Consider the following 1,108-nt stretch of genomic DNA (forward strand, 5'->3'; position numbering starts at 1 on the left):
GGTGGCGTCAAGGCGTCGTAGCAACATGGGGTTCGCCGGCGAGGAGGCGGGTGAAGGCTTCTTTCGGTGAGAGGAAGCCGAGTCGGCGGCGGGGCCGGTTGTTGATCTCCTCCGCGATGCTCGTGAGGTAGGGCTGGTGGTCGGGGATCTCTGTGCCCTTGGGGAGGTACTCCCGGTAGAGACGGTTGGTGTTCTCGTTCGAGGGCCGCTGCCAGGGCGAGTGGGGGTCCGCGAAGTAGACCGGCATCGTCGTCGCCAGGGTGACCTTGTGGTGGTGGGCCATCTCCGTGCCCCGGTCCCAGGCGAGCGAGCCCCGCATCATCTCCGGCAGCCCGGTGAAGTACTCGATGACCGCGTCCGCGGTGGGCTCGGCGTGCTTGGAGGGCAGGGCCAGCAGCGCGGTGAACCCGCTCATCCGCTCCACCAGCGTCGCCGCGCACGAGGCGCCGTTCTTCCCGATGATCAGATCCCCTTCCCAGTGGCCAGGCACTCGGCGTGCTGCGGCGTCTTCGCCGCGTTCGCTGATCGGGATCATCCCCACGATCGGCCCACCCCTGCTCCTGCCGGTGGTGCGGGGCTTGCGGCGGGTGCGCTTGGACTGCAGGAAGATCCCCCGTTTCGCGAGCTCCCCGCGGGGCATCGCGTAGATGTACTGGTAGATCGCTTCGCCGGAGACGGTCGCGCCGTGGGCGTCGGGTGAGGAGTCCATGCGTTCCACGGTCGGGTCTGCGGCCTCCAAGCGCAAGCGGCCAGCGATCTCGTTAGGCGTCCAAGACGCGGCAAGGTCCGCCTCCACCCGGGCGCGCAGCACGGGGTCTCTCGCGACTTTGCGGGCCTGGGGGCGGGAGCGGCGGCGCTGCGCGCGAACATCCGCGGTGACGGCCTGGTAGCCGCGGGTCGTGGTGGTGTTGCGGCGGATCTCGCGGGAGACCACCGAGGGGCACCTGCCCAGATGGCGGGCGATCTCCCGGATCCCCCAGCCAGCCTTCGTGGCGGTGGAGATCTCCGACCTGTCGTTAAACGTCAACCCTGCACGCGCCATCACGCCCGCCTCACCCCTCCAGGCCCCCGCCGGCCGGGAGTGTTGCTACGACGCTACGACACCGCC

At 69.8% G+C, this 1,108-nt stretch carries 1 protein-coding gene; it reads right to left on the reverse strand.

Going from position 1 to position 1,108, the window contains the following annotated elements:
• Nucleotides 1-7 precede the first annotated feature (7 nt).
• On the reverse strand, nt 8-1,042 hold the full coding sequence (locus Bequi_RS14125) for an IS30 family transposase (RefSeq protein WP_430623128.1): 1,035 nt from the start codon (nt 1,040-1,042) through the stop codon (nt 8-10).
• Nucleotides 1,043-1,108 lie beyond the last annotated feature (66 nt).

The organism is Brachybacterium equifaecis (genome assembly GCF_023509525.1).
Taxonomy (GTDB): domain Bacteria; phylum Actinomycetota; class Actinomycetes; order Actinomycetales; family Dermabacteraceae; genus Brachybacterium; species Brachybacterium equifaecis.